Annotated in this window: 21 protein-coding genes; 8 read left to right on the forward strand and 13 right to left on the reverse strand. The window is 64.5% G+C overall.

Translation table 11 applies throughout. The features are described from left to right. Positions 1 to 60: 60 nt before the first annotated feature. Positions 61 to 969, reverse strand: coding sequence for a LysR family transcriptional regulator (locus tag GV818_RS28370; protein WP_161759455.1), 909 nt, complete (start codon positions 967 to 969; stop codon positions 61 to 63). 127 nt (positions 970 to 1096) lie between these two features. Between GV818_RS28370 and GV818_RS28375 the strand changes: the two genes are divergently transcribed. From GV818_RS28375 to GV818_RS28385, 3 genes are all read left to right on the forward strand, one after another. Continuing rightward, positions 1097 to 2545, forward strand: coding sequence for an MFS transporter (locus GV818_RS28375; protein WP_161778119.1), 1449 nt, complete (start codon positions 1097 to 1099; stop codon positions 2543 to 2545). Positions 2546 to 2579: 34 nt separating this feature from the next. Then, positions 2580 to 4307 (forward strand): alkaline phosphatase D family protein, encoded by a 1728-nt coding sequence (locus GV818_RS28380; RefSeq protein ID WP_161778120.1) that lies wholly within the window; start codon positions 2580 to 2582, stop codon positions 4305 to 4307. Positions 4308 to 4449: 142 nt separating this feature from the next. Next, complete coding sequence (locus tag GV818_RS28385) at positions 4450 to 5628, forward strand: DUF6166 domain-containing protein (protein ID WP_161778121.1); 1179 nt, start codon at positions 4450 to 4452, stop codon at positions 5626 to 5628. On the opposite strand, the gene GV818_RS28390 is transcribed toward GV818_RS28385, so the two are convergent. Further along, on the reverse strand, positions 5625 to 6314 hold the full coding sequence (locus GV818_RS28390) for a hypothetical protein (RefSeq protein WP_161778122.1): 690 nt from the start codon (positions 6312 to 6314) through the stop codon (positions 5625 to 5627). The genes GV818_RS28385 and GV818_RS28390 overlap by 4 nt on opposite strands. A gap of 138 nt (positions 6315 to 6452) precedes the next feature. Continuing rightward, on the reverse strand, positions 6453 to 7685 hold the full coding sequence (gene lysA, locus GV818_RS28395) for a diaminopimelate decarboxylase (RefSeq protein ID WP_161778123.1): 1233 nt from the start codon (positions 7683 to 7685) through the stop codon (positions 6453 to 6455). 130 nt (positions 7686 to 7815) lie between these two features. Here lysA and GV818_RS28400 point away from each other — a divergent pair, with 130 nt between their 5' ends. Next, entirely contained in the window at positions 7816 to 8733 is a 918-nt protein-coding gene (locus GV818_RS28400) for a LysR family transcriptional regulator (protein WP_161778124.1), read from the forward strand. Positions 8734 to 9028: 295 nt separating this feature from the next. On the opposite strand, the gene GV818_RS28405 is transcribed toward GV818_RS28400, so the two are convergent. Genes GV818_RS28405 through GV818_RS28415 form a run of 3 tightly spaced genes read right to left on the reverse strand, consistent with a single transcriptional unit; the run spans position 9029 to position 11616 of the window. After that, positions 9029 to 10207, reverse strand: a complete 1179-nt coding sequence (locus tag GV818_RS28405; protein ID WP_161778125.1) for an acetyl-CoA C-acetyltransferase — start codon at positions 10205 to 10207, stop codon at positions 9029 to 9031. Positions 10208 to 10221: 14 nt separating this feature from the next. Continuing rightward, entirely contained in the window at positions 10222 to 10881 is a 660-nt protein-coding gene (locus GV818_RS28410) for a CoA transferase subunit B (protein ID WP_161759449.1), read from the reverse strand. A gap of 36 nt (positions 10882 to 10917) precedes the next feature. Continuing rightward, the gene (locus GV818_RS28415; RefSeq protein ID WP_161759448.1) at positions 10918 to 11616 is read right to left on the reverse strand and encodes a CoA transferase subunit A; all 699 of its coding nucleotides are present in this window, start codon (positions 11614 to 11616) and stop codon (positions 10918 to 10920) included. Positions 11617 to 11811: 195 nt separating this feature from the next. On the opposite strand from GV818_RS28415, the gene GV818_RS28420 reads away from it, so the two are divergent. Further along, on the forward strand, positions 11812 to 12717 hold the full coding sequence (locus GV818_RS28420) for a LysR family transcriptional regulator (protein WP_161759447.1): 906 nt from the start codon (positions 11812 to 11814) through the stop codon (positions 12715 to 12717). A 3-nt stretch (positions 12718 to 12720) separates the two neighbouring features. Here the strand turns inward: GV818_RS28420 and GV818_RS28425 are convergent, their stop codons facing one another. Beyond that, the gene (locus tag GV818_RS28425) at positions 12721 to 13557 is read right to left on the reverse strand and encodes an NAD-dependent protein deacetylase (RefSeq protein WP_161759446.1); all 837 of its coding nucleotides are present in this window, start codon (positions 13555 to 13557) and stop codon (positions 12721 to 12723) included. 98 nt (positions 13558 to 13655) lie between these two features. Beyond that, the gene (locus GV818_RS28430) at positions 13656 to 14621 is read right to left on the reverse strand and encodes a helix-turn-helix transcriptional regulator (RefSeq protein ID WP_256679544.1); all 966 of its coding nucleotides are present in this window, start codon (positions 14619 to 14621) and stop codon (positions 13656 to 13658) included. A 290-nt stretch (positions 14622 to 14911) separates the two neighbouring features. On the opposite strand from GV818_RS28430, the gene GV818_RS28435 reads away from it, so the two are divergent. After that, positions 14912 to 15973: a class I SAM-dependent methyltransferase gene (locus GV818_RS28435; RefSeq protein ID WP_161778127.1), complete on the forward strand. Its 1062-nt coding sequence runs from the start codon at positions 14912 to 14914 to the stop codon at positions 15971 to 15973. 133 nt (positions 15974 to 16106) lie between these two features. Here GV818_RS28435 and GV818_RS28440 read toward each other — a convergent pair whose 3' ends face one another. From GV818_RS28440 to GV818_RS28460, 5 genes are all read right to left on the reverse strand, one after another. After that, positions 16107 to 18335, reverse strand: a complete 2229-nt coding sequence (locus GV818_RS28440) for an LTA synthase family protein (protein ID WP_178125159.1) — start codon at positions 18333 to 18335, stop codon at positions 16107 to 16109. Between the two features lie 357 nt (positions 18336 to 18692). Then, on the reverse strand, positions 18693 to 19394 hold the full coding sequence (locus GV818_RS28445; protein WP_161759442.1) for a VIT1/CCC1 transporter family protein: 702 nt from the start codon (positions 19392 to 19394) through the stop codon (positions 18693 to 18695). Between the two features lie 56 nt (positions 19395 to 19450). Then, positions 19451 to 20425, reverse strand: coding sequence for an FAD:protein FMN transferase (locus GV818_RS28450; RefSeq protein ID WP_178125162.1), 975 nt, complete (start codon positions 20423 to 20425; stop codon positions 19451 to 19453). Further along, positions 20415 to 22604 carry a PepSY domain-containing protein gene (locus GV818_RS28455; RefSeq protein ID WP_161759440.1) on the reverse strand — a complete coding sequence of 730 codons (2190 nt, stop codon included), beginning with the start codon at positions 22602 to 22604 and terminating at the stop codon, positions 20415 to 20417. Before GV818_RS28455 ends, GV818_RS28450 begins: the two co-directional genes overlap by 11 nt. 26 nt (positions 22605 to 22630) lie before the next feature. Then, positions 22631 to 23101, reverse strand: a complete 471-nt coding sequence (locus GV818_RS28460) for a DUF2271 domain-containing protein (RefSeq protein WP_161759439.1) — start codon at positions 23099 to 23101, stop codon at positions 22631 to 22633. 247 nt (positions 23102 to 23348) lie between these two features. Between GV818_RS28460 and GV818_RS28465 the strand changes: the two genes are divergently transcribed. Together GV818_RS28465 and GV818_RS28470 are read left to right on the forward strand one after the other, a co-directional pair. Next, the gene (locus GV818_RS28465) at positions 23349 to 24008 is read left to right on the forward strand and encodes a response regulator transcription factor (protein WP_161759438.1); all 660 of its coding nucleotides are present in this window, start codon (positions 23349 to 23351) and stop codon (positions 24006 to 24008) included. Then, positions 24005 to 25351: an ATP-binding protein gene (locus tag GV818_RS28470; protein WP_161778129.1), complete on the forward strand. Its 1347-nt coding sequence runs from the start codon at positions 24005 to 24007 to the stop codon at positions 25349 to 25351. Before GV818_RS28465 ends, GV818_RS28470 begins: the two co-directional genes overlap by 4 nt. The last annotated feature ends 141 nt before the right edge of the window (positions 25352 to 25492 follow it).

Below are 25492 nucleotides of genomic sequence, written 5' to 3' on the forward strand. Positions count from 1 at the left end.
GCAGGGGGCTGTCCAGTGTTGTGTCGTGCGTGCCTGCATCAGTGCTGAAGGGGGGCGGCTTCAATTGTCTTGGCTGTGATCGGCACACAGCTCGTACACACAGCCGCGTAGCCAGCGATGGGCCGGGTCGGCCTCCATGCGCGGGTGCCAGAGCATGGAAATGGTCATGCCCTGCAACGCCAGCGGCAGGCTGAAACTGTGCAGGCCGTCGCGCAGGCTGGCGGTGTGGCGCTCGGGCACCGTGGCGATCAGGTCCGAGCCCCGGGCCAGGGCCAGGGCTGCGGAAAAACCGCCGACCTGGGCGACGATTTCCCGCTCCAGGCCCAGGCTGCTCAAGGCGTGGTCGATGCGCCCATGGCCCTGTCCCTGGCGCGCCAGCAGGATGTGCTGGCCTGCCGCATAGCGTTTCGCAGTGACCTTGCCCCGGCTTAGCGGATGTCCGGCACGCACCACGCCAATCAGGCGGTCGCGATACAGCGCACGGGTGCGCAGTTCGGGGCTGGTGTGTGCGTCGATCACCGCGGTTTCCAGGTCGACGCTGGCTTCGCGCAGGGGCGTGCTGTCGCGGGTGAGCTTGTTAACGAAATGCAGGCGCACCTGGGGCGCCTCGGCGCGCAGGCGAGTGATCAGCGCCGGGCCGAAGTTCTCTACAAAACCATCGCGGCTGCGCAGGGTAAAGGTGCGCACCAGGTGCTTGAGGTCGATCTGCTGGGCAGGAAGCAGCAGCGCCTGGGCATCCTCCAGCACTGTGCCGACCCGCTGGCGCAGTTCCAGGGCCCGGGGTGTGGGCACCAGGCCGCGTCCGGCACGCACCAGCAGCGGGTCGCCGGTGGTCTGCCGCAAGCGCGCCAGGGCCCGGCTCATGGCCGAAGGGCTCAGTTGCAGGCGCGCCGCCGCCCGCGCCACGCTGCCTTCACTCAGCAGTACGTCCAGGGTCAGCAGCAGGTTCAGATCGGCAGTTGTCGGCATGGGGGCAATCTAGCACGGCCAAGGGTGATAGCGCGTGGCGTGCATTGATTAGCTGCAAGACAGGCGTCTTCCGCCTGGTCTGGAAGCTGAATAGGCTGGCGACACCCTCATTCATGGAGCAGCGCCAATGACCTCCCTAGCCACGCCGGCGACTGTCGAAGCCTTGCCATCCCGGGCCCGCTGGGCCCTGGGCAGCCTGTCCCTGGCGATGCTGATGCCGTCGCTGGATACCAGTATTGCCAACGCCGGATTGCCGACCCTGGCCCAGGCGTTGGGCGCCTCGTTCCAGCAGGTGCAGTGGATTGTCCTGGCCTATCTGCTGGCGATAACCACGCTGATCGCCAGTGTCGGCCGCCTGGGAGACCTGCTCGGCCGACGCCGCCTGCTGCTGGGCGGGATCGCGCTGTTCACCCTGGCTTCGCTGTGCTGCGGCCTGGCCCCGAACCTTGGCTGGTTGCTGGCGGCCCGGGCCCTGCAAGGCGTGGGCGCGGCGCTGATGTTGGCGCTGAGCATCGCCCTGGTGGCGGACAGCGTGCCCAAGGCCCGCACCGGCAGCGCCATGGGCTTGCTGGGAACCCTGTCGGCGCTGGGCACCAGCGTCGGGCCGTCCCTGGGTGGGCTGCTGATTGCCAGCGTTGGCTGGCGCTGGATCTTCCTGGTCAACGTGCCCCTGGGGATCGTCACTCTGCTACTGGCCTGGCGCAGCCTGGCTGTGGACGTGCGGCCCAACGTGGCGACGCGGTTGGCCTTCGACTATCCCGGCACGCTGCTGCTGGCCCTGGCCCTGGCGGCCTACGCCCTGGCCCTGACACTGGGGCAGGATCTGCTGGCGCCCTTGAACCTGGGATTACTGGCGCTGGCGATACTGGCCTCGGCGCTGCTGGTAGGGGTGCAGCGCCGGGCCGCGGCGCCACTGTTCCAGCCGGCGCTGCTGCGCCTGCACGGATTGCGCGTGCGCCTGCTGCTGAACCTGCTGGTGTCCACGGTGATCATGTCGACCCTGGTGGTGGGGCCGTTCTACCTGGCTCGCGGCCTTGGCCTCGAGCCTCTGTTGGTGGGCTTGAGCCTGTCGGTCGGGCCGTTGGTGGCGACACTCGCGGGATGGCCGGCGGGGCGTCTGGTGGACCGCCTGGGTGCCCGTTGCATGTCCCGCAGTGGCCTGCTGGGCATGTTGCTCGGCCTGCTGGCCCTGGCGCTGCTGCCCGGCAGCCTGGGATTGGCCGGGTATCTCACGCCGCTGGCCCTGGTGACGGCGGGCTACGCGCTGTTCCAGGCGGCCAACAACAGCCTGGTGATGCTCGACGTGGACCCGCAGCAACGTGGGCTGACCGCGGGCTTGCTGAGCCTGTCGCGCAATCTCGGCCTGATCAGCGGCACCGCCGCCATGGGCGCACTGTTTGCCTGGATCAACAGCGCCAGCGCAGTCACCCGGACTATGCCCGAGGCGGTCGGCGCTGCCATGCACGGGACTTATGGCGTGGCTGCCCTGCTGATTGCCCTGGCCCTGATGCTGGCCTTGAGCGACCGGCTGTCAGTGCCTGGCGAGCCCCCTTGTGAGCGGCTGCGCCCGGGCTAATCTGCCAATACCATCACGCAGGGAGCCGGTCATCATGAGCACACTACGTACGCCATCCTTGGGCCCGATTGTCGGGCACACCACTGACACTTCCTGCCGTTTATGGATCGCCGCATCGGATGCCCTGGACGAGAAGGGAGTGGCCGAGGACATCCGCACCATCGGGGTCATTGGCGTGGTGGGCAGCAATGGCCGGGTTGCCGGCGAGAACATCTTCTACTTCCGCCTGCGCCGCGAGTATCACCGTACCGGCACCTTCAACCTTGGCGTCGACCTCAACCTGTGGCGCAACGAAGCCGAGCGCAAACAACTCAAGCCTTTCCTCCTGAGCCCCGCGACTCACTACCGGGTGCGCATGGCGTCGCTCAACGTTGACGATGCCGGCTCCATTGACGACGAGGTTCCCAGCGAGTCGGTGGTGCAACGCCTGCCTGCGGCCTCGGCCTGGGCCAATGATCTGAATCGCACCGGGATCGACAAGATGTATGTCGAAGCCGAGTTCACGACCCACGCCAGTGCGCCGGCTGCGGACCCATCACAACCGCTGAGTTTCCTCCTGGGCTCCTGCCGCTATCCCGGGTTGCCCTGGCAGCGCAAGGATTCGGATGCGATCTTTGGGCCGATGCTCAACACCCAGGGAGATGTGCAGTTTGTGCTGATGGTGGGCGACCAGATCTACGCCGACGAATTCAACCGGTACGTACCCATTGGCCGGGCGGACAGTTACAAGGAGTTCGAGGAGCGCTACCACACCGCTTTTGGTTCGCCGAACATCAGCCGACTGCTGGCGCGCAAGCCCACCTACATGATCCTCGATGATCATGAAATCGAAGACAACTGGACCCAGGACCGCATCGGCAAGAGCAGCAAGCGCACGCTGTTCAATTGGGCCATGGGGGCATACATGAGCTATCAGTGGAGCCACGGGCCACGCTTTGAGGACAGCTATGTCCATGGGCGCACGATGACCGGTAACGATGTCTATTTGAAACACCAGGCGGTCAATCAACTGTTCTACGATTTTTCCTGTGCCAACTATCCGTTCTTCGTCCTCGACACCCGCACCCAGCGTTTTCTCGATGATGTGCCAGGGGCCTTGACCGACAACCACTTGCTGGGCCGGCCGTCGTTGCACCCGTCCGAGCCCAGCCAGCTCGACCGGCTCTGTGCCTGGCTGGTGCATATGCAGAAAGATCGAGGCAACATGCCGAAGTTCATCGTCAGCTCCAGCGTCTTCGTGCCCAATGGCGTGGATACCGCGGGCGAGGGTGAGCGTTACGACCGGCGCAAGAATGAAAGCGACGCCTGGTCGGCGTTCCCCAGCACCCGCAGCACGGTGCTGGAAACCATTGGCCGCAACGGTGTGCAGAACGTGGTGTTCCTGTCCGGGGATATTCATTGTTCGAACATCTCCCAGCTGGAGTTCAGTAACGGGGTCCAGGGGATCGTGGCGTATGCCGTCACCTCATCGGCGTTCTACTGGCCATTTTCCTTCGCCGACGGTGACCCGGCCGGTTACGTGCATGACTCGCGATCGGCACAGACCCCCGACAGCTTTCCCCTGAAAAACGGGCCGGGCGTTATGGACTACCGTACCTGGGCCTTCACCCAGGCGGACAACTTCGCACGGATCGACCTGCATCCTGGCACCGCGGAGATGCTGGTGCAGTTCTACGATGCTGACGGCGCCCCCCTGGTGACCCGCAAGCAGGATGACTCAGTGAACGACCAGCCGCAGCGGCTCAAGCTGTTGCCCTGGTAGCTCGTTGGTCGAACGAATGATGGATAATCAACGTGCCGAGACTGTCCGCCCGTATTAGCCTCTGGTCGGCGACCAGAGGCGTGTCGGTGGGCTGTCTTGGTCGTGGGGTTTGCAATCGATCAGTCAGTCAAGGATGTCATGCATGCGGCTAGGCCAGCAGGAAATTAACGGCAATATTGGTGAGTACAAAACCTCGGCGCTGTTGTTGAAGCGATTCTGGGTATTGAAACGCACACCGGATGTGGATGGTTCCGACTTCCTGGTGCAGTTTCCACAGACCGATCTTGAGTCCATCAGGGCGGCTGCCGGGGGCATTCAATGCTTTGGCATTGTCCAGTCCAAGTACTTTGAGAAGAAAAACCCGGTACGGATTCAAAAGCACTATGTGCTGGACCAACAGGTTCCGCGCAGTGATTTTTTTTGCCTGATTCACTCCCAGGATGATCAGGGTAATGACCGCACCTATTTCTTTTGTGCGAAAGAGATTGTCGAGAGTTTCGAAGATAAAGGTGATCAGTATGTGTTCTCGATCACTAAGAAGAGAACTTACGAGAAGTACAGGAATCGTAGCGCCGATGTGATTTTCAATAGCATTGAAAATGGCATGTACGAGGCAGATGTCGCGAATAACAAAGTTTATATCAATAAAATATTCGAACGCATCATTACACCGACGCAGCATTATCAGACGGCACCAGACTTCGAGTATTCATTGCGGATTGTTGACGGGGTCAGGGTGGTGCTTTGCCACGACCGCCAATCATCACGCAAGCATCTGCTGGAAGGTCGGCGTGACCTGCATGCCAACCAGGGTGAATATGGCTGGGGTGGTACTGGCACCGGCAGCAAGTTTTTGGCGGTGTCCATGCTGGCTCACCACTTGGATGGTGCGACACCCGATGAAGACGATATCAACGCGCTTTTGAATAACTTGATTGCACGGCTCGATTTCCTTGGAGAACATCGTATCTCCAGTGCGGATGTGTGTTTTGCCCTGATGAAAGTCACTTCCCAAGGTCAGTTGCTACTAAACAAGACTCGAGCCGAATTGGTGCAGGATGAGCAATTCTCAAGGGAGTTTTTCATTATCAATGACCTGATCGGCAAAACTCTGCATATGGAATGTTATCGCGGAGAAAAGTATGAGGTTGCCGTGGAGGAGAAACTGATCAGTCAGGTCTCTATCTTTTTACCTGTAGCGAAAAAGAACCTAGACGCGACGTCCAACAAACTACTGGCAGTGGTAGCGCTGCAGCGAGAGTGGGAGAACGGCAAGGTTTCCGAGATCCTTGGCATTCAAGGGATTTACTACGATAACTAGATCGCTCCTTGGGAGCCCCTGGGCTTTGGCTGCTGTCCTGGTTTCTTGACGTAGAGTTCATGCAGGTCCTTTACTCGGCCAAGAAACATCGCCTGGCGAAAGAGCATGGAAGCGACAAGCGCCGCGGCAATACAGAAGTACAGCATTTTGTACTGGGGGATAGGGATGAAGTTCGGAGTCTTGTAGTTCAATTCCAACAAGGCCAAGACAACGAAGCCAGTCAACAGATTCTGGCACAGCGTGACTTCAGCCATGGCTTTGATCAGGATCTTGCCCGCACCATCGTTTTCCTTGATGACTTGATCGATATTCTTTGAAACGGCTTTCCATTTCTGGGTAAAGCGCAGCGGCTGCTGGCTTGCCAGGCCCATCAATTCGGTCATGTTTCTGGTGCAGGCCAATATTGCGATGGACAGCAGGTCCCAGAGGATGGCGAAACCGGTGAAGACGATGCCTGATACGTAGCTCAGGATGATCAGCACAATTAGCAAGGCCCCGGTAATGGCGCTCGGAACATCCTCTTGTTCTACGCCCGGCAGGATCGGGTACTTGAAGGAAAGGACTATCCAGAACGCCATGCCTGGGCAGACCCGGGCAATCAGGTCGTAATAGACGTTGGGAACGACGTTCATGATCGACGTGAGTCCGCCGCCGCTCTCGCCTTTGCTGCTCTTGTCGTCGCTCATTGCATAGGCCTTCGCTAAGAGAACCTGGGTGGTTAACTCATAGGTGAAGGTTGATCGTCTGTCTACTGTATCGGGAGCATGGCAAGAGCCAGGCCATGCTCCAGAACAGAGGTGGCAGGGTGAGGACTCGTTAGACCCTCAGAGCCCCAGCTCCAGCTCCAGCAGGTCGGCCAATGGCTGGCGCCGGCGGATCAGCCTCGGCTGGCCGTTCTCGAACAGCACTTCCGGCAGCAGCGGCCGGCTGTTGTAGTTGGAGGACATGCTGGCGCCGTAGGCACCGGTGTCATGCAGCACCAGCAAGTCGCCGACCTGGGCCTGGGGCAGCAGGTGCGGGGTCAGGCATTCGTCGTCCTGGGTGAAGATATCGCCGGATTCGCACAGTGGGCCGCCGACCACGGTGGGCTGTTGCGGGCGTGCAACGGGCTGGCCGTTGGCATCCAGCAGGCTCATGCCGTGATAGGCGCCGTACATCGCTGGGCGCATCAGGTCGTTGAAGCCGGTGTCGACCAGCACGAAGTGGTGTTGGCCGGCGGTCTTCACCACCCGCACTTCGCTCACCAGGCAGCCGGCCTCGGCCACCAGGAAACGCCCCGGTTCGATTTCCATGCGCACGCCGTGGCCCAGGTAGGCTTCGATCTCCCGGCGTGCGAGGCTCCAGGCGCTGGCGTAGCGCTGCACATCCACCGGGGTGTCGCCTTCGCGGTAAGGCGTCGACAGGCCGCCGCCGATGGAGAAGGCCTCGATGTCGTGGTCCAGGGATTTGACCGCCGCGACCATCGCCGCGCCGACTTGCTCCAGGTGGTCGTAGTCGACTCCGGAGCCGATGTGCATGTGCAGGCCCACCAGGTGCAGACCGTACTGACGGATCACCGCCAAGGCTTCGCCGACCTGATCGTGCCAGATGCCATGCTTGCTGTTTTCCCCGCCGGTATTGGTCTTGCGGCTATGGCCGTGGCCGAAGCCCGGGTTGATCCGCAGCCAGACCCGGTGGCCCGGGGATTTCGCGCCCAACTGGCGGAGCATGTCGATGGAGCCGGCGTTGACTTCCACCTGCAATTCCACCACCCGGTTCAGGGTCGCTTCGTCGAACAGATCGCAGGTGAAGACGATGCCCGCGTCGACGGGGCTGAAGCCGGCCAGCAGGGCCCGTTCGATTTCTCCCAGGGAGACGGCGTCCACACGCACCCCGGCTTCGCGGATCAAGCGTAGCAGGTGCAGGTTGGACGAGGCCTTCTGCGCGTAGCGCACTACGTCAAAGCCCTGCAGTTGAGCAATCCGCGCCTGGATGGTGGCAGCGTCATAGCACCACAGTGGGGTGCCGTACTGGCGGGCGGCGGCGACAAGTTGAGCAGGGGAGAAGGGGATGGCCATGGCGATTGCAGTCTGTGGTCAGTGGGAGAGCCGGCATCATGCCGATTCTTGGCTATTCAATAAAATACCTATTCTTTGTTTGGTAATTCATATCTGATATGGGCTGTTTGATTGAGCGAGTCTTCCCTCCATGGCTATTTCCCTGCGGCATATCGAAGTGTTCCGCGCCATCATGCAGGCCGGCAGCGTCACCGGCGCCGCGCGGTTGCTGTTCACCTCGCAGCCGACGGTGAGCCGCGAGCTGGCGCGGCTGGAGGCCCTGTCCGGTTTGTGCCTGTTCGACCGCGAGGGCGGGCGCCTGTTGCCCACGGCCCAGGCCATGCTGTTGCTGGAAGAAGTGGAGCGGGCCTACGTCGGCCTGGAGCGGATCAACAGCGTGGCGCAGTCGATCCGCCGTTTCGAGCACGGCCAGTTGAGCCTGAGCTGCCTGCCGCTGTTCTCCCAGACCTTGCTGCCGCAGGTGTGCAAGCATTTCCAGGCGCAGCACCCGGGCATCGGCCTGAGCATCACCGCCCAGGAATCGCCGTTGCTGGAAGAGTCCCTCAGCGCCCAGCGCTATGACCTCGGCTTGACGGAAAGCGAGCACCTGCCCCGGGGCACCCAGGGTGAATTGCTGTTCTGCGCCGACATGGTGTGCATCCTGCCTGAAGGGCATCGGTTGTTGGCCAAGGCGCAGCTGTCGCTGGAGGATTTTCGCGGCGAGAACTTCATCAACCTCTCGGGCCTGGACATCTACCGGCAAACCCTGGATGAGCATTTCCGCCTGGCCGGGGTCGATCGCCGGGTGGTGATCGAAACCACTAACGCCGCTTCGGTGTGCGCCATGGTGCGTCAGCAACTGGGGGTGGCGATCATCAATCCGCTGAGCGCCATGGAAGAGGCGGGCCGGGGCCTGGCGATCCGCCCGATCGAGCTGTCGGTGCCTTATCGGGTGATGTTGATCCGTCCGGATTACCGGCCGTCTTCGAGTTTTGTCGAGAGTTTCTGCGTAGCACTGCGCAGTGCGGCCCGGCAGTTGCTGGAGGCGTTGGCGAGCGGCCCGGACTGACAGCCTTCATCGGCTTTTATCCAGGGGCTGCAGCACGTGTTTTGCGGCCGTTCGATAAAGGGCCCGCTACCTGCGGGTTGTTGCTTGAGGGCGTCGATACCCAGCCCTTGCAACGCAGTGCTGCCGGGCAAGTGGTCGGGCAGCTCCAGGCGATCTTGCGCCTGTAAGTCGCTGAAGAGGGGGGAGCCATTTGCGGGATGGGAGCCCGATGCAGGCGAAGCTGCACCGGGGTGTTGCCGCCCGGCCGCCGGATGTCGCGGGTCCGAGGGCCGGGCGTTGAACGCGGGAGGGTTGTCTAGCGTTCGATGGCCAGCGCCACGCCCTGGCCGCCGCCGATGCACAAGGTGGCCAGGCCTTTCTTGGCATCGCGCTTGATCATTTCATGCAGCAGGGTCACCAGCACCCGGCAGCCCGACGCGCCAATCGGGTGGCCGATGGCAATCGCGCCGCCGTTGACGTTGACCTTGCTCGCATCCCACTCCAGTTCCTTGGCCACCGACAGTGATTGCGCGGCAAAGGCTTCGTTGGCTTCGATCAGGTCCAGTTGCTCCAGGGTCCAGCCGGCCTTGTCCAGGCAGCGGCGGGTGGCCGAGACCGGGCCGATGCCCATGATCGCCGGATCAACCCCGGCATTGGCGTAGGCGGCGATTCTGGCCAGTGCCGGCAGGCCCAGGGCCCGGGCCTTGCTGGCGCCCATCAGCATCACGGCGGCGGCACCGTCGTTCAGCGACGAGGCGTTGCCGGCGGTGACACTGCCGTCTTTCTTGAACGAAGGCTTGAGCTTGCCCAGGGCCTCGGCGGTGGTGCCGGGGCGCGGTTGCTCGTCGGTGGCGAAGGTCAGTGGATCGCCCTTGCGCTGGGGAATCTGGATCGGGGTGATCTCGTCGACAAAACGCCCGGCCTCGATGGCCGCTGCGGCTTTCTGCTGGGAGGCAGCGGCGAAGGCGTCCTGGGCTTCACGGGTGATGCCGTACTTGGTCACCAGGTTCTCGGCGGTGATGCCCATGTGGTAGTCGTTGAAGGCATCCCACAGGCCATCGCTGATCATGGTGTCGATCATCTGGCTGTGGCCCATGCGCAGGCCGGTGCGAGCACCAGGCAGCACGTAGTTGGACAGGCTCATGTTTTCCTGGCCACCGGCGATGATCACCTCGGCGTCGCCGCAGCGGATCGCTTGGGCCGCCAAGTGCAGGGCCTTGAGGCCCGAGCCGCAGACCTTGTTCAGGGTCATGGCGGGTACCGCGTGGGGCAGGCCGGCCTTGATTGCGGCCTGGCGCGCAGGGTTCTGCCCGGCGCCGGCGGTGAGCACCTGGCCCATGATCACTTCGTCCACCTGGGCCGGGTCGATGCCGGTCTGGGTGAGCAACTGGCGGATGACCGCGGCGCCCAGGTCAACGGCGGCAATGGACGCCAGTGAGCCCTGGAAACTGCCCACGGCGGTACGGGTGGCGGCAACGATTACGACGTCTTGCATGGTCTGGCTACTCCTCAGGCGAACTGCATTTCAGGCACATGGTCCGGCACGATCAGCTTGCCGGCGGTCTTGCTGACGATTTCCTCGACGCTGACCCCGGGGGCGCGTTCCTTGAGGATGAAGGCGCCGTTCTCGATCTCCAGGTAGGCGAGGTCGGTGAGCACGCGCTTGATGCATTTTGCACCGGTCAGCGGCAGGCTGCAGCGGCTCAGCAGTTTCGATTCACCGTCTTTCGAGGCGTGGGTCATGGTGACGATGATGTTGTCGGCACCGGCCACCAGGTCCATCGCGCCGCCCATGCCCTTGACCAGCTTGCCGGGGATCATCCACGAGGCGATGTTGCCCTCGACATCGACTTCAAAGGCGCCAAGCACGGTGAGGTCGATGTGGCCGCCGCGGATCATCGCGAAGGATTCGGCGGAAGAGAAGATCGAGGCGCCGATGCGCGCGGTGACGGTTTGCTTGCCGGCGTTGATCATGTCGGCGTCGACCTGGTCTTCGGTGGGGAAGGCGCCCATGCCCAAGAGGCCGTTTTCCGATTGCAGCATGACTTCCATGCCTTCGGGGATGTAGTTGGCCACCAGGGTCGGGATGCCGATGCCGAGGTTGACGTAGTAGCCGTCCTGCATTTCGCGGGCGACGCGCTGAGCCATTTGTTCGCGGGTAAGAGCCATGTTTGTTGTCCTTTTAGTCGGGCTGGGGAAGGGCGATCACTTGCGCACGGTGCGCTGTTCGATGCGCTTCTCGAAGGTGCCGCAGATGACCCGGTCGACGTAGATGCCGGGGGTGTGGATCTGCGTCGGGTCCAGCTCGCCCGGCTCGACGATTTCTTCCACTTCAACCACGGTGATCTTGCCGGCGGTGGCTGCCAGCGGGTTGAAGTTCTGTGCGGTGTGGCGATAGACCACGTTGCCGAAGTGGTCGGCTTTCCAGCCCTTGACGATGGCGAAGTCGCCGGTGATGGACTCTTCCATCAGGTAGGGACGGCCGTTGAACTCGCGGGTTTCCTTGCCGTCGGCCACCGGGGTGCCGACGCCGGTGGCGGTGAAGAAGGCCGGGATACCGGCACCGCCGGCGCGCATCTTTTCCGCCAGGGTGCCTTGGGGGGTCAGTACCACTTCGATCTCGCCGCTGAGCAGCTGTTTCTCGAACAGGGCGTTCTCACCGACGTAGGAGGCGATCACCTTGCTGATCTGGCGGTCTTCCAGCAGCACCCCAAGGCCGAAACCGTCGACCCCGCAGTTGTTGGAAACCACGGTCAGGTCGCGGATGCCCTTGCGCTTGATCTCGGCGATCAGGTTCTCGGGGATTCCGCACAGGCCGAAGCCGCCGGCGATCACGGTCATGCCGTCTTGCAGACCTTCCAGGGCTTCCTCGTAGGACGCCACGCGCTTATCGAAACCTGCCATATGCACCATCCTCGTTCTTGTTCGTTGGCGGCTGGCCAGCCGTTTGCGGACCAGTGTTGCGCTGCGGGATTGATTTGTTAAGTTGATTTTTAAGGTTGATTGATAAATAAAACAGCATAATCGGTGGCGCGTTAATGCTTCAGCCTCCCTCTTGCCGCTCGAAACGGGCAGTTGCGCATACCTTAGGACGATGAGATGACGGTCAAGCAGATCCGGGCCTTTCTGGCGGTGGCCCACAGTTTGAGTTTTGCCGTGGCCTGTGAGCGCCTGCATTTGTCGCAGTCGGCCTTGAGCCTGACCATCAAGGCGCTGGAGCAGGGCCTGGGTGGGCGTTTGTTCAGCCGTAACACGCGCAACGTCGCACTGACTCCGGAAGGTGAGGCCCTGGTGCCGCTGGCCCGGCGCCTGATCGCCGATTGGGACAATGCCGAGGATGAAATGCGCCAGCGTTTCAGCCTGCAACGCGGGCGCGTGACCCTGGCAGCGATGCCGTCGTTTGCCGGTAACCTGCTGCCGCCGATCCTGCGCACTTTCAGGGCCCGCTATCCACAGGTCAACGTCACGGTCAACGACGTGCTCAACGAGCAAGTGCTGGAAATGGTCCGCGACCGCCAGGTGGAACTGGGGGTGGCCTTCGAGCCGCAGGACAGCAGTTCCCTGGCATTCACACCGCTGTACATCGACCGCTTCGTTGCGGTGGTGCCGCGTGATTCGCCGCTTGCGACTCTGACCCGGATCGATTGGCAAACCTTGTTGCTGCATCCCTTCATTACCTTGCAGCGGCCCTCGACCGTGCGGGTGATGCTGGAGGAGCACCTGCGCAGCCGCGACATGCAACTGCCGGTGGAGTTTGAAAGCCATCAGCTGGCGACGGTGGGGCGCATGGTCGCCAGTGGCCTGGGCGTCAGCGCGGTGCCGGCCCTGTGTGTCGGGCAGATGGGCGAGTTGGGCGGGCATTGCCTGATCCTCGACGAGCCGGTGGTGGAGCGGGCGATTGGCATTCTGACCCACCCCGGACACGAGCTGTCGACGGCGGCCCAGGCAATGTTCGACATCCTCCGTGCCGAGCAGTTGGACCAGCGCCTGGCCGTGGTGCCTTGAGCCCTAGGCCAGGCGTTCGGCCAACAACGGCAGGAGTGTGTCGCACGGCTCGCCGAGCTTGAGGTCGAGCAGGTCATCGGCGCGGGTCTTGCCGAAGTTGATGGCCAGCAGCGGCTTGCCCTGCTCGACGATGCTGCGGCACAGGCGAAATGCCGAGAAGGCCATCAATGACGAACCCACCACCAGCAACCCCGCCGCCTGTTGCACTGCGGCCTGGGCCCGAGCGGCGGTGGGCTGGGCGACGTTCTCGCCGAAAAACACCACGTCGGGCTTCAACCGGTCGCCCGCGCAGTAGGGGCAGCGGGGCACCTGGAAGCGTTCCTCGAACGATGGATCCAGCAGGGTATCGCCGTCCGGCGCCTGCACCGCGTCGACTCCGGCCAGGTAAGGGTTGTGCGCTTGCAGCAGGTGCTGGATCGCCTCGCGCTGGCTGCGTTGCCCGCAGTCCAGGCACAGCACCCGGTGCAGGCTGCCGTGCAGTTCGATGACGTCCAGGCTGCCGGCCTGATCGTGCAGGGCGTCGACATTCTGGGTAATCACTCCGCCAATCCGCCCGGCGGCCTGCAGCTGGGCCAGGGCCTGATGCGCGGCATTCGGTCGGGCCTGGCGCATCCGTGGCCAGCCGAGCATGGCTCGCGCCCAGTAGCGGCGTCGGGCCTGGGGCTGGCTGAGGAACTCCTGGTACATCATCGGTTGCTTGCCCCGGCGTACGCCGTCCTGGTCACGGTAGTCGGGGATGCCGGACGGGGTGCTGATCCCGGCCCCGGTCAGGACCATGAACGACTGGCGGGACATCAGTTGGCAGAGGTGTTCGAAAGCATCGCTCGGGTGAGTGGTCATAGGCGCTGTCGGGCTCCTGGACGAGGGACGATGCAGCACCAATACCTGCAAAGCCGCCTTGGCACCAGCGATTTTCCCCAGCCGGGGCCGAGCCCGGCTCAGCGGCGTTTGCCGAACACCGACTTGGGCGACTGGCCGAAGAACCGGCTGAAGGCGACGCTGAAATTGTTCGGGAAACGGTAGCCCACCTGATACCCCGCCTGGGCCACCTGGCAGCCGTTTTCCAGCAGCCGGTAGGCATGACGCATGCGCAGCTCCAGGAGCATGCGCTGGGGCGTGGCGTCGAAGCGATAACGCAGGCCGCTCTTGAGCTTGAATTCATTGAGCCCCACCGCCGCACACAGGTAGGCCACGGTCAGCGGCTGGTCGAGCTGGGCCAGCATGATCTCGCGCACCCGCTCAAGTTTTTCCAGGTCCTGGGCACTGAATTGCGGGCTGCTCCGAGGCGCTGCCGGGGCCAGGTATCTGAGCTGTTCGCTGAGCAGGCTGAGGCAATGGATATGCCGGTCGAGGCTGGCGGTGGCGACAGGCTGGAGGCCGCCGAACAGGCTGTGGGCCAGGCTGCTGCTGGCCGCCGAGGTGCGCTGGAAAGCCAGCTGGCGCAGCTGGCCGTTGCCCAGTAGTTCGCCTGCCGTTGCCGCGCCCAGATAGGTGCCGAGCAGGCGCTCGCTGACCAGCAGGCGCAATTGCGCAACGCTGTCGCCGGCCTGGTAGCAGCGTTCGCCCTGGCTGTGCTGGAAGGCACTGACCGTGGTGTGCCGGGCGCGAAACGCCAGGTGTGCACCGTCGCTGCTGCGATAGCCGGAGTCGCCTTGCAGGCCGAAGGTGATCACCAGCATTGCGCAGCCATGGGAGGGGCGGGTTTCCTCGATCAGCTGGCGTGTGGGCAAGTAGCGCGAGCGCACCAGCAGCAAGTCTTCACTCAGGGCCAGGTGCTCGCAATAGCACTGGCCGAGGGCTTCCGGCAGTTGCTGGCGGCTCCAGCCATCGGCGCGGGCGAGGCACAGGCGAGGGTCGTCGGAGGTGACCCGATACGACTGCGACAGGTTCGGTGACGAGGCCAAGATGCCGATCTCCCCAGGGGCGCCGAGGCGCAGATGAATGGATCCGTTGTGCATATGAACACAGATGATAAGCGTTCGCGTTAGTCGATAGCATGTTCCCGCTCGTACCGTCAGCGCAAGTTGCAGGCACTGCGCGCCCCTCGTGTGCTGGAGATCAGCCTGCGCGCAAACGCAGTGGCCGGCGCTGATGGGTCGGTCATGAAGAATTGCCCGGAGGGCAACAGCTCGCCACGGCAAAGCGCCCCGCGCTTGAGCGTGCGCATTCGACTCATTCCCAGGAAGGCCCCGACATGAATACTCAACTCAGCCCCGCATCGACCTCCAGCCTGAGCACCCCCCATCCCATGCAGCCCTATTGGGATCTGAACCTGGCGGCGGTGCAGGCCGAAGCCCTGGACCTGGCCCTGGAATGGCAACTGTTCGAGTGGCTGGTGCAGCCAGCCAATGCCGCCGAGGTTGCCGCGCACTTGCAACTCGATCCAGGCAATACCGGGCACTGGCTGGAATTGCTCTGGGCCCTGCAACTGCTGGAACGGGACCCAGGACCGATGCCGCGCTACTGGCCCACGGCGCTGGCCCGGGACTATCTGTGCAGCACTTCGTCCCTGAACTGTGGCGCGGCCTGGCGCTTTCGCCTGCGTGGTCTGCGGCAATTTGCCGGGCAGTTGGGACAACAACTGCGCAGCGGCCAGCCGGCCACGCCACTGCCGGACCCGGCGCGAAGCGTCGAACAGTGGACTGCGGCGGCGCGGGTGCAGATCGCCCAGGAGCAGCAGGCGGTCACCTGCGATGTGGCGCTGCGGCTGCTGGCGCGGATTCCCGAGATGGCCAGTGCCAGGCAGTTGCTCGACCTGGGCGGCGGCCCGGGTTATGTGGCGCTTGCCCTGGCCCGCGAGTACCCGCAGCTACGGGCGACGGTTTTCGATTTTGCGCCGACCGTGGCAGTGGCGGCGCAGAACATCCGCCAGGCGGGCCTTGAGGCACGGGTTGGGGTACTCGGGGGTGACCTGGCGGTGGACGACATCGGCCAGGGTTATGACCTGATCTGGTGCTCCTCGGTGCTGCATTTCGTCCCGGACCTGGCGGCGACCCTGGCCAGGATCCACGCGGCCCTGCGTCCTGGCGGAGTGCTGGTCAGCGCCCATGCGGAATGCCCCGGCGATACACGGACGGCGCAACGGGTACTGACCTATTACCTGTCGATGCAGATGCTCGGGCGCCGGGTGAGTGACCAGGGTGAGTTGCAGGAGGCGCTGCACGCCAGTGGTTTTCGCAGCGTCGAAACCCTGGGCGAAGTGGCGTTCGCGGTGGCCCCGGTGACGGTGCTGGTGGCGCGTCGGGGCGAGCGTTGAGGGCGCATCGGCGATCGGCGTCTTGCAACTGCTGTGCTGCGCAGCCAGTAGGCCGCAACGCCCCTGCGCCTGCAGTTGTTTCTGCTGATGCCGGGCACTGCGGGTCAGGTGCTGACCCGCAGTGCGAGAGGCCTCAGCTGGACTGGGCGCTGTCGTCGTCCTGGACTTCGCTGGCCCCTTCGCTTTGCCCCGGTAGCTCGGTAATCACGCTGAAGTCGCTGACTTCCACCGCGCCCAGGCCGTAGCCCAGCAGGTGGAAGGAGAACGCCTTGCGGGTCTGTGGGTTGTCGAAGCTGAAGTCCATCTGCAGTGGCTGGTCGGGGGTCACCAGCATCTCGTCCGGCAGGCCCAGGGGCACGTCCTGTTCCAGCTCTTTGCCCTTGAGCAGGATGTAGGCGCTCTGTTGCGGGTCGGCGGAGCGCACCGTGAAGCGCACTCGGGTCTGCGAGCCCTTGGGCATTTCCAGGTACTGGGCGCCGATCAGGTTGTCGGCCCAGTCATCCTTGATCTGTGCCTGCAGCGGAATGATCGCCGGGCTGCCGAACTGGTAGTGCTGGTTCAACGGCGATTGCAGCAGGCTGCGATCCAGGTTGTCGGCCCGGGCGACGACCTGCCGCGCACGCTGGCCGCCGTACTGGCCCTGCAGGGTGGCGCTGTCGGCAATGAAGCCGGGGCTTGCGTAGTAGCGGCAGCGCTGCTGGAAGTCGCACTCGGTGAAGGTGCCCTGGCCGTCGTGGTAGCGCAGCTTGCCGTTGGTGTAGGACATGATTTCCCGGCCTGTTGCGTAGTCGCGAAACAGCGAGCGGCCACTGAGGCTGGCGGGCACCGGCAGGCCGAAGTAGTCCAGCACCGAGGCGCTGAGGTCGATGTGGCCGTAGGTGCCGGACTTCAGGTGGGGCAGTTGCGCCTGCTCCGGCGCGAGCATCAGGTTGAAGCCCCAGGACGAGGCCAGGCGTACGCCGTCGAGGCCGTGGGACTCGTCGGAGGTGATGATCACCAGGGTGTCCTTGAGCACGCCCTTGCGCTCCAGCTCGCTGAGGAACTGGCCGAGGGCATCGTCGAGGTAACCGACGGCGGCCTGTTTCGGCGTCTCATAACGCTCCAGGTATTCCTCGGGGGCCGAGTAGGGCTGGTGGGTGCCCACGGTCAGCAGGGTCAGCATCCACGGCTTTTTCTTCTGTTTGAGCTGGTCGACGTAGGTCAGCGCACCTTCGAAGAAGGCCTTGTCGTCCTTGCCCCAGGGGAAGTCCAGGTAGTTGGCGTTGCTGAACCATTCCAGGCCGTGAGTGGCGTCGAAGCCGATGTGCGGCATGATCTTGTCTTTGGCCATGAAGCGCAGGCCGGCGCCTTGCAGGTAATGGGTGGCGAAGCCGAACTTGTGCATCTGTGCCGGCAGGCAGGCCTTGTTGCGCTGGTCCTGGGTGAGCATTTCGACGCCCTTGGGGGTGCCGTTGTCGAGCTTGTCGTAGTCGCCGCAAAGCATCGCGTACAGGCCGCGGATGGTCTGGTGGCTGTGCAGCACATAGTCCGGGGTGTTCATTCCACGTTCGGCCCAGGCACTGAGGTTGGGCATCAGGTTTTCCTGATAGCGGCTGTTCATGGCCTCGCGATTGGTCTTGATGTAGGCGCCGGGAATACCTTCCAGGGTGATCAGCAGCACGTTGCGCGCGCGGCCCGCGGAAGCCAGCAGCGGTTGGCCTTCAAGGTCGAGCTGGGTCAGGCCGGCCATCTGCGGCGGCACATCGACGACGTCGCCTTCCAGCCAGTCTTCCACCTGCATCTGCGCCTGGCCTACGGCGGTGGCCAGGGCCTGGTGGGGCAGGTTGAACAGCTGCCATTGATCGGCTTCGCTGGGTTTCAGGTACTGAGTGGTGCCATGGGCCAGCAGCAACACCAGCGGTACCGCCCAGACCGGGCGCGGCAGGGCTGGGGCCGTCACGCCACGGCTGGTGCGCTGGATGATCAGCCACAGCACCAGTCCCAGCAGCAAGGCCAGGCCCAGGTCTGGATGGGTCAGGCCGCCACCGGTGGAGTTGCCGACGAATTGCGGGTCCACCAGGTAGTGCAGGTCGGCGAGGTTGGGCATGCGCCCCACGGCACTCACCAGCTCGGCGCTGACCAGGGTCAACAGGGCCCAGACCAGCAGCACCGGCAACGCCAGCCACCAGGGGCGGCGGTACAGCAGCAGGGTCAGCAGGCTGGCGCTGGCCAGGTCCGAGAGATAGCCCAGCGGGTTGGACCAGCCCAGGGCCAGGCGCGCGCCCATGGGCACCAGCAACAGCAGGCCGAACAGAACGCACAAGGGTGCAAGAGGGTGTTGTAGGCAACTACGGATCAACTTCACAAATAACCTGCCTGTCATCAAATCTTCACGCAAATATGCGCAATGGTAACAAGAGCTGGAGGCAAGACGTTTCTTATTCGTGACGCAAGTAAGGTCCGGGCTGCTTGAGAATCGGCTTCGGCACTCTGCGACGACCGCCTGGAGCCCGTATTCAGGCACCTGATGCCAGGGTTGGGGCGGGGCGCGCAGCGGCTGGATTTACTATTTCAGGGTGTTTAGAAAGCCCGGACCCGGTAGTCAGCGTAAGCAGCTGATGAGCCGCCGAGTACCGAACGTCCGGTGAACAGCCCCGGCAGCTTGTGCCGCGCGGGGCCTGTGCCGTGTGCCAGCGCAGGCGCCAGTCAGGGCACTGGCAAGCTCATGTGCCTGAGCCCGTCAGACCACAGTGCCAAAGGCGCTGCCGACAGCGGCAGTGATGCCCATGGCCAATGCACCCCAGAGGGTTACGCGCCAGGCGCCCAGCAGCACCTTGGCGCCACCGGCACGGGCGGCCACGGCCCCGAGGCTTGCGAGAAACACCAGGGACATACCGCCAATCCACGGCACCACCTTGTGCTCAGGGGCCAGGAAGGTCACCGCCAGGGGCAGTGCGGCGCCCACCACAAAACTTGCCGCCGAGGCCAGTGCCGCTTGCAGCGGGTTGGCCGCCAGGGCTTCGCTGATGCCCAGTTCATCCCGGGCATGGGCACCCAGAGCGTCGTGGGCCATCAGTTGCACCGCGACTTGTCGCGCCAGTTGCGGATCGACCCCGCGGGTCTGATAGATGTGCGCCAGTTCGTTGAGTTCGGCTGGGTGATTATCGGCCAGCTCCGCCCGTTCCCGGGCCAGGTCGGCCTGTTCGGTGTCCGCCTGGGAATGCACGGAAACGTATTCCCCGGCCGCCATGGACATGGCGCCAGCCACCAGGCCGGCCATCCCGGTCACCAGCAACGTGCTGTGGCTGGCACTGGCCGCCGCCACGCCGATCAACAGGCTGGCGGTGGACACAATGCCGTCGTTGGCGCCCAGGACGGCGGCACGCAGCCAGCCAATACGGTCGTTGCGGTGCAGCTCGCGGTGTCGGTGCATGAATTTCATCGGACTAATGGGCTCAGGTTGTTGGAGTTGAAAATACTGGGGCAGCGAACAATGGTTCAGCGGGTGTCGATCCGGGCCTGCAACTCTCCGCCCACAATAGACACTTCCCGCCACTGCGTACCGTCGCGAATCACGAACAAGGCATCCATGCCGCGCTCCTGGGCCAGCCGTGGCCCCTCGATTTCACCGAGCACCAGCAACGCAGTGGCCCAGGCATCGGCCAGCATGCAACTGCTGGCCACTACGCTGACCGCCGCCAGGCGATTGTCCAGGGGCATGCCGGTGGCCGGGTCCAGGGTGTGGGCATAGGACTGCCCGGCGATCTCCACCCACTGCCGGTAGTCGCCGGAGGTGGCGATGGCGGCATTGCTGATTTCCATGACCCCCATCACTTCGCGTACGCCGCGCAGGGGTTTCTCCAGCGCTACGGTCCAGGGCTGCCCGGCGGGCTTGCTGCCTTTGGCGCGCATTTCGCCGTCGATCCCCACCAGGTAATCATGGATGCCCGAGGCGTCTAGGGCGCGAGCCAGTTCATCGACGCCAAAGCCCTTGGCAATGCCGTTGAGGTCCAGCTGCACCTTGGCGCGCTTGCGCAGGCGCTGGCGCCGTGGTTCCAGCACCAAGGCGTAGCCGGCCGGGGCGCGGCGCTTGCGGCCTTGCTCAGCCAGGGCCGGCGGACCCAGGGTCCGGGTACCGGGACCAAACCCCCAGCCCTGCACCAGGTCACCCACGGCGAGCTCAAAGGCCCCGCCGGATTGTTCGCTGATCCGCAAAGCGGTGCTGATGACGTTCATCAGCTCCCTGGGCACGGTCATCCAGCGATGCCGGGGAGCGGCATTGAGGCGGCTGAGGTCGGACTCGGGGTTCCAGCTCGACATCTGCTGCTCAACCCGTTCCACGGCCTGGGCCAGGCGCTCGGCAAGGTCCTGGGTGGCGAACCCCGGGGCGGCATAGAACAGTGCGGTGTAGCGGCTGCCCATGGTCGGGCCGTTGAGGCTGTAGCGCTGCCAGTCGGCGGTTTCAGTAGACATCTTCACGGTAACGTCCTTGGGCCTTGAGGGTCAGTACGCTGAGATTGAGCGGTGCCAGCACTTCGTCCAGGGCCTGCATCACTCCCTTGGCCATGTCCCGGCTGCCGCAGACCAGCACCTGGGCGCCTTTTTCCATCAGCCGGCGCACGGCCAGGGCATCGGCGAGCAGCCGGTCCTGCACATAGAAATGTTCCTGGACCTGGGAGAAGGCCGCACGCAGGGCGGTCAGGCGCTGGTCGGCGAGGTAGCCCTTGAGTTCCGGCTCGTAGAGAAAGTCCGAGGCCGGGTCGCGCCCGCCCCAGTACAGGTGCATCGGTTGCCGGGCCCGGTTGCCGCGGATAAAACCCGCCAGGGGGCCGATCCCGGTGCCGGCCCCGATCAGGATCACCGGTTGCGCGCCCAGCAGCGGACGAAATTGCGGGTTGGGCTGGATGAAACCCTGAATCCGCGCACCCGGTTGCAAGTCATGGAGAAAACCCGAGCACAGGCCGCCGGGGTGCTTGCGCACGCAGATCTCCAACACACCGTCGGCGCGACTGCTGGCCAGGGAATAGAAGCGCGGCTGCTGGCCGCCGGGGGGCAAAATGCCCACCAGGTCGCCGGCCTGGAACTCGGGCAGCGCTTGCCCGGAGCGGTCAGTCGGAGCCTTGAAGCGCAGGATCTGGGTCGGGGCCTGGACCTGGGCGCCATAGGCCACGGACTCCACCAGCTCCAGGCAATGGCTGGGCAGGGCTTCGGCCTGATGTTGCAAATCCAGCTCCAGGCCCAGGGTCTGGCCCAGCGCCCGGCCCCAGCGTTGAAACTCCTGGGGGGATTGGCGGTTGATGGTGTCCAGGGGCAGCAGCGGTTGCGCGCCGCTGGCGGCCAAGGCGGTCTGCACCTGCTCGGCAAAGCCGCAGAAGCGCGGGAACTGGCGGTCGCCAAAACCCAGCACGGCAAACTTCAGCTCCGGCGCCAGTGGATGTTGTCCCAGGCGTGACAGGAACCCGCTGGCCGAGGCCGGGGCATCGCCATCGCCGTGGGTGGCACTGAGAATCAGCAACTCGCGGGCCATGGGGTAGTTGCTTTGCAGCTGGTTCATCGGCGCGCTGTGGACCTTGCGTCCAGCCGCCACCAGGGTCTGCTGCAGGGTGCGGGCAAAACCCCAGGTGCTGTGGTTTTCGCTGCCCACCAGGATGATGCAATCGGCGCTGCGGGCCGGGCTGTTGTCGCGGATCGGTGTGTCGGCACGGCGCCGGCGCCACCACAGCAGCAGGCCGGTGATGCTCATGAACGGCACGCTGAGGGCGCAGCTTCCCAGCAACAGACCGAGCCACCACAGGCCCTCGCCGGTGTGCAGTTGGTAGAGGAGGGCATAGGCGTGGTGCGTAGCGTCATAAGGCTGGAAGGACAGCAGGGCGCCGCTGGCCGGATCGACATAGCCTTCGCCAGCGGTGGTACGCAGGGCGTAGAGGTCCTGGGGGTCTGCGGGGTAGACCAGTTCACGCAGGTCGTTCAGGTCGAGCGCCTGCAGCGCCGGCAGGTTGGCCACCGGCAGTGCGGGGCCGGTGCTGAGTGCGGAGGGCAAGGCCGGTTCGCTCTGGCTGCCCTCGGCGATCAGGCCGAAGGTGCTGGCCGCCAGGTACAGCCCGCTCAGGGCCGACAGCAACAGGCCAAGGGTGGCCAGGCGCCCGAGCTCGGCGTGCCAACGCTGGCTGAAGTTGCCTCGCAGCGGGCGCAGCAGCTTGCCCCAGCCACCGGCGCGGCGAGCCAGCAGCGAGGCCCCGGAGATAGACAGCAAGAGCAGCGCCAGGGCGCCCAGGGCGGTTACGCCGTGGCCCGCAGTACCGAGGAACAGCGAGCGGTGCAGCTCCTTGACCCAGCGGCTGAAGGACGACGGCGCGTAAGGTGCGAGCACCTCGCCGGTCAGCGGGTCGACGCTGCTGGCCACGGCCTGGCCGTCCTGGCTGTGGTAGACGATCAGCGTGCCCGAAGGCGTGCGCTGGATCCGCTCCACCCCCTGCAGATGCGCGGCGAGGCGCCCGGCCAGTTGCCCGACCGAGACCTGCCCGGCCGCCGGTTGTGGCGTGTGCAGGTGTTCCAGCGCCGGGTTCAGCGCCAGGGTCGCGCCGCTGATGGCCAGCAGCATCACCAGCACGGCGGCGATCAGCCCGGGAATTGCGTGCAACGAGCGCAGCATGATTGAGTCTCCTGGCAGCGAGGTGATTACAGGTCGTAGCGCAACGACTGCACATAGGTACTGCCGTTGGCCGGCTGGCCCGCGCCCTGGAGCGTCAGCGGCAGGATGAGCTCGGCACGGACATCGCGCAGGTCCTCCACGGCGCTGTCGATGCGGATCTGATACCCGGCGTCGATCAGGCTGTCTGCCAGCTCGGCACTGACGGTCAGGGTCTCGCCGCTGCCGACGCTGGCACCGCTGATGCCGTCGTACTGGGCCGGCGCCAGGCCACTGCCCCGAGCCCAGCCCGACAGGTGCTTGTAGTATTTGGCCTTCTTGCCGGCGACCCACAGGGTCTGTTGATAGACGCCTTGGGCGTCGGTGAGGTAGATCGCCAAGTAGGCGCCACTGCCGTTGTAGGGCTTGAGGTGGGTGGTCAGCGTCACTTCACGGGCCTGGGCCAGCCCCGGCAGGGCCATGGCGGTGGCGAGGCAACTGGCGACAACAAGGGTTTTCATGAGGCGGTCCTTTGAAGAAATGTGCCTGCAGCCTGGGCTGTTTAGCTGACAGCAACCTGAAGGGCGTTGAAAAAAAGCCGAGCCAGACGCTGTCTGCGCAACAGCTGCTTTTGCTGATCTGGCTCCGGTGGCCAGAGGGCGTTGTGGTTAACCTGAGGGTTATTCCTGGCCACCGCTGGGGGGCTTCAGATTCACGTCAGGTTCGGCGGTTAAGCTGCGTCACCACACAGATCAGGAGAGAGCGTCGATGCGGGTGTTATTGGTCGAGGATGCGGCGGGATTGGGGGAGGCGGTGCGTGAGCAGATCGCCGACGATGGCCATGCCGTGGATTGGGTACAGCGCCTGGAGCAGGCCCGGGCCGGTGTCGCCAGCACGTCCTACGACCTGATCTTGCTGGACCTGATGCTGCCCGACGGGCGCGGCCTGGAGTTTTTACGCCAGCGGCGCAGCGCCGGGGACGTGACGCCGGTGATTATCCTCACCGCCCAGGACCAGATTTCCGAGCGCATCGCCGGGCTCAATGCCGGCGCCGACGACTACCTGGTCAAGCCCTTCGACCTGTTCGAACTGTCGGCGCGGGTCGCCGCGGTGGCCCGGCGCTACAGCGGCAACCCCAATCCACAGATCCGCCTCGGCGAGCTGCAGGTGGACCTGAGCGCCCGTACCGTGCAGCGCGGTGGCACTATCGTCGACCTCACCGCCCGCGAATGGGCGGTGTTCGAGGCCTTTGTCCAGCGCCCCAGTGCCTTGCTCTCCAAATCCCAGCTGGAGGAGCGGCTGTATGCCTTCGGCGCGGAAATCGAGAGCAACACCATCGAGGTCTACGTCAGCCGTTTGCGCAAGAAACTTGGGCGCGAACTGATCGAAACCGTGCGCGGCATGGGCTACCGGCTGATGCCCGGATGAAGCGCCCGATCAGCCTGCAAAAACGCCTGAGCCTGGGGCTGACCCTGGGCATGACCCTGCTTTGGCTGGGGGCCACTGCCGGCACCTGGCTGGTGATCCAGCATGAACTGAACGAAACCTTCGACAGCGCCCTGGAAGCGACTGCCCAGCGTCTTCTGCCCCTGGCTGCGCTGGAGATCGGCAACCGCAGCGGGCCGCGCCGGGCACGTCACGTGGCGACCCTGAAGATGGACAGCGAGTACCTGACTTACCTGGTGCGCGATGCCGAAGGGCGGATCCTGATGCGCTCCCACGACGCCAAGCTGAAGATCTTCAGCCACCGAACCGCCCCGGGCTTTACCACCACCGACCACTACCGCCTGTACAGCGCCAGCGTCGAGAATGGCTCGATCGTCATCGAAATCGCCGAGCCCCTGGCCCATCGCCGCGAAGCCACCCGGGAGGCGCTGTTTGCCTTGCTGCTGCCCTTGCTTGGCTTGATCCCCATCAGCCTGTTGGGCACCTGGCTGTTCGTCCGGGTCAGCCTGCGCAGCGTGCTGGCTTATCGGCGGGCGGTGGAGGCAAGGGGCGTGGGCGACTTGTCACCGATCAAGGTGGCGCGCCTGCCGGCAGAAATCGATCCCCTGGCAGAAGCGGTCAACCATCTGTTGGAGCGCCTGCGCAAGGCCCTGGAAACCGAGCGCAGCTTTACCGCCAACAGCGCCCATGAACTGCGCACGCCCCTGGCGGCGACCCTGGCGCAGATCCAGCGCCTGCGCCAGGAAGCCCCGCAAGGCCCGCTGCAGGTACGGGCGGCGAAGATCGAGAACGCGCTGCGGGAGCTGGCCCGGCTCTCGGAAAAGCTCATGCAACTGGCCAAGGCCGAGGGCGGCGGGCTGTTGTCCGAAACCCCCGAGGACCTGATTCCGCTGCTGGCCCATGGCGTTGCGGAGTGGAATCGCGGCGGCGCCCCACGGATTCAACTGCAGCTGCCGGAGGTGACCCAGGTGTGCACCGCCATCGATCCGGACGCCTTTGGCATCCTGCTGCGCAACCTGATCGAGAATGCCCTGAAGTACGGCGATCCGGCACAGCCGGTGGATGTCAGCCTTAGCGCCGACGGTTGTTTGCGGGTAAGCAATGGCGGGCCGCTGGTACCAGCGGACGTACTGCAACGCCTGACTGAACGTTTCGTGCGCGGCAACAGCGAGGCCAGCGGTTCCGGGCTGGGGCTGGCGATTGCCCAGAGCATCGTCCAGGGCGTGGGCGGCCAACTGCAACTGGCCTCACCGGCCAGCGGCCGTGACGATGGATTTGAAGTTCGCGTGCAATTTCCCCTCCAGACACCGCCCCACCCACTGTAGGAGCTGGCTTGCCAGCGAAAGCGCTGGTTAGGGCGATGCAAGGCTTGCGAGCCTGTTCGCCGGCAAGCCGGCTCCTACGGGGGCTGTGCATTTTGTGGGGCTTGTGTAGGAGCTGGCTTGCCAGCGAAGGCGCTGGTTAGG

It is taken from the genome of Pseudomonas sp. Fl4BN1 (assembly GCF_009908285.1).
GTDB lineage: Bacteria > Pseudomonadota > Gammaproteobacteria > Pseudomonadales > Pseudomonadaceae > Aquipseudomonas.

What these genes read in the sequence shown, in the direction of transcription:
- GV818_RS28370 (WP_161759455.1), bottom strand. Translation starts at nt 969, where the DNA reads ATGCCGACAACTGCCGATCTGAACCTGCTGCTGACCCTGGACGTACTG.
- GV818_RS28375 (WP_161778119.1), top strand. Translation starts at nt 1,097, where the DNA reads ATGACCTCCCTAGCCACGCCGGCGACTGTCGAAGCCTTGCCATCCCGG.
- GV818_RS28380 (WP_161778120.1), top strand. Translation starts at nt 2,580, where the DNA reads ATGAGCACACTACGTACGCCATCCTTGGGCCCGATTGTCGGGCACACC.
- GV818_RS28385 (WP_161778121.1), top strand. Translation starts at nt 4,450, where the DNA reads ATGCGGCTAGGCCAGCAGGAAATTAACGGCAATATTGGTGAGTACAAA.
- GV818_RS28390 (WP_161778122.1), bottom strand. Translation starts at nt 6,314, where the DNA reads ATGAGCGACGACAAGAGCAGCAAAGGCGAGAGCGGCGGCGGACTCACG.
- lysA (WP_161778123.1), bottom strand. Translation starts at nt 7,685, where the DNA reads ATGGCCATCCCCTTCTCCCCTGCTCAACTTGTCGCCGCCGCCCGCCAG.
- GV818_RS28400 (WP_161778124.1), top strand. Translation starts at nt 7,816, where the DNA reads ATGGCTATTTCCCTGCGGCATATCGAAGTGTTCCGCGCCATCATGCAG.
- GV818_RS28405 (WP_161778125.1), bottom strand. Translation starts at nt 10,207, where the DNA reads ATGCAAGACGTCGTAATCGTTGCCGCCACCCGTACCGCCGTGGGCAGT.
- GV818_RS28410 (WP_161759449.1), bottom strand. Translation starts at nt 10,881, where the DNA reads ATGGCTCTTACCCGCGAACAAATGGCTCAGCGCGTCGCCCGCGAAATG.
- GV818_RS28415 (WP_161759448.1), bottom strand. Translation starts at nt 11,616, where the DNA reads ATGGCAGGTTTCGATAAGCGCGTGGCGTCCTACGAGGAAGCCCTGGAA.
- GV818_RS28420 (WP_161759447.1), top strand. Translation starts at nt 11,812, where the DNA reads ATGACGGTCAAGCAGATCCGGGCCTTTCTGGCGGTGGCCCACAGTTTG.
- GV818_RS28425 (WP_161759446.1), bottom strand. Translation starts at nt 13,557, where the DNA reads ATGACCACTCACCCGAGCGATGCTTTCGAACACCTCTGCCAACTGATG.
- GV818_RS28435 (WP_161778127.1), top strand. Translation starts at nt 14,912, where the DNA reads ATGAATACTCAACTCAGCCCCGCATCGACCTCCAGCCTGAGCACCCCC.
- GV818_RS28440 (WP_178125159.1), bottom strand. Translation starts at nt 18,335, where the DNA reads ATGACAGGCAGGTTATTTGTGAAGTTGATCCGTAGTTGCCTACAACAC.
- GV818_RS28445 (WP_161759442.1), bottom strand. Translation starts at nt 19,394, where the DNA reads ATGAAATTCATGCACCGACACCGCGAGCTGCACCGCAACGACCGTATT.
- GV818_RS28450 (WP_178125162.1), bottom strand. Translation starts at nt 20,425, where the DNA reads ATGTCTACTGAAACCGCCGACTGGCAGCGCTACAGCCTCAACGGCCCG.
- GV818_RS28455 (WP_161759440.1), bottom strand. Translation starts at nt 22,604, where the DNA reads ATGCTGCGCTCGTTGCACGCAATTCCCGGGCTGATCGCCGCCGTGCTG.
- GV818_RS28460 (WP_161759439.1), bottom strand. Translation starts at nt 23,101, where the DNA reads ATGAAAACCCTTGTTGTCGCCAGTTGCCTCGCCACCGCCATGGCCCTG.
- GV818_RS28465 (WP_161759438.1), top strand. Translation starts at nt 23,349, where the DNA reads ATGCGGGTGTTATTGGTCGAGGATGCGGCGGGATTGGGGGAGGCGGTG.
- GV818_RS28470 (WP_161778129.1), top strand. Translation starts at nt 24,005, where the DNA reads ATGAAGCGCCCGATCAGCCTGCAAAAACGCCTGAGCCTGGGGCTGACC.